This is a genomic window from Fulvivirga sp. (assembly GCF_040220315.1).
Lineage (GTDB): Bacteria > Bacteroidota > Bacteroidia > Cytophagales > Cyclobacteriaceae > Fulvivirga.
Genome location: NZ_JAVJUY010000391.1, coordinates 1 through 1781 on the forward strand (window position 1 = coordinate 1; position 1781 = coordinate 1781).

The window sequence follows — 1781 nt, forward strand, 5'->3', positions numbered from 1 at the left end:
GAAGAAGGTGTGGAAGAATATGTGAAAACTTATTTAAGTAAATAGATTAGTCGTTGTTAGATCCTTCTATTTCAGTCAACGTCTTACTAATCTTTGTTACAACATCATATATTATGATGAAGTCATTTTTATTCTTACTCGGTGGTATAATACCTGGGGTCTTGAATATTTCAAGTCTGTGCGTATCATACCATTTTACATAGCCGCTCTCGAAAGAATCTTCATACACTTTTGATTGATCTTTTAATACTGAAAACTTATTAGTTCCAGAATCATTTTGTTCTATTACTAGAGTATATTTCTCATCGGGACTTAAAGTGTTCGCATCCTCTATTTCTACAATGTCCAGCTTGCCAGAACTAGAGCTTTTAGAAGTATTACAAGAGAACGCCAATAATAAGAAGCTAAAAAATATGAATTCTTTCATTTTTATCTATTTACTATTATCTGCCTAGATAACACCGTCTTTCCATTAGTCACTTTCAATAAATAAGAGCCAGAAGACAGACCTGTAATATCTAAGTTGATTAGATTATTATTTAGCCTATTATTTTTATACTCTCGTACTTTGGTTCCAAAAAGATTATAGATCTCACAGTCTACAGCATCTCCAAAGCTTCTACTATCCAATGTTACCTTTAAAACATTTGATCTAATTGGATTTGGATAAAGGTTGAAATGTAAGTCATCCTCATTCCTATAGGTACTTGAAATAACAGTTTGTGCATCACTTTCCACAACACATCCATCAATACCGATCAATACAGAATAGTCGGCATTAAACTCATTTACAGTTATTGTTTGATTTGTCTCACCTATTATCTCTTCACCATCTTTTAGCCATTGGTATTCATCACCACTTGAAGCTGTAAGAGTTGCAGAATTACCTGGTAGATAATCAATCACAAATGGTTCCGGTTGATGTAATGGAGCAATCGATATCTCCTCTTCCTTGGTGACTTCTCCATTAATTGTACCTACTGCTGTTAAAACAACTGTATTAGTAGTTAAAACATCACTCTCATAAGTTACTGAATGTGGTCCAATACCTTCTGCCGATTGAGGTGTGGCATTCGCACCAAAATCCCATGTCAGACTTTCGATAGTACCATTTGACAAATTCGTAAAAGTAAGTACTTGTCCATCACAACCTATATCACCACTAATTGAAAAATCAGCTACGGCTGGGCCAGGCTCCGGGCCTAATAATTGAAAATCATCAAGTGCCATTCCTACATCAACGGTAGCTGCATCACTTAAAAATAAAAATCTAAAAATCACATTATTATTAGGGTACAAAAATGATACATCAGTACTGAAGGTTATAAACTCTCCTTCTGTATCTCCACTAAAGATCGGTTGATTAGCTCCAAATACAGATTGAGGATCACTGATTTGATTATACCATCCTTCTTCTTGAACGTTATTGAGTTTTACCCAACTATCACCTAAATCAATTGAATATTCAACAATAAACCCATCCCAATTATCTTCGAATTTGTGTTTGGACTTAAACTCAATCGTGTAATTACCAAGTGTATTAAAAGCAAATGTTGGAGAAATTAGTCTAGCCTCGGAGTCATCAACGTACTCAGCATCATCTAATCCAATAACCCAGGCATTTGACCCACTAGCAGTTCCATCCTTTCCATCAATTGATGAATTACCCAATTCAAAACCAGTTCCTGATATATTTTGAGGACCAAAATCAGTTAAATTTGATTCAAAATCACCGCCATTTTGAAGTAAATAAGGTACATCTCTTTTAGGAAGTACAACAA

The 1781-nt window shown here is 34.5% G+C and carries 2 protein-coding genes; both read right to left on the reverse strand.

The window, feature by feature from the left end:
* Nucleotides 1–46 precede the first annotated feature (46 nt).
* Nucleotides 47–427, reverse strand: a complete 381-nt coding sequence (locus tag RLO81_RS20210) for a hypothetical protein (RefSeq protein ID WP_350116229.1) — start codon at nucleotides 425–427, stop codon at nucleotides 47–49.
* A 2-nt stretch (nucleotides 428–429) separates the two neighbouring features.
* Nucleotides 430–1781 (reverse strand): T9SS type A sorting domain-containing protein (locus RLO81_RS20215; RefSeq protein ID WP_350116232.1); only part of this gene is annotated, 1352 nt, incomplete at its 5' end.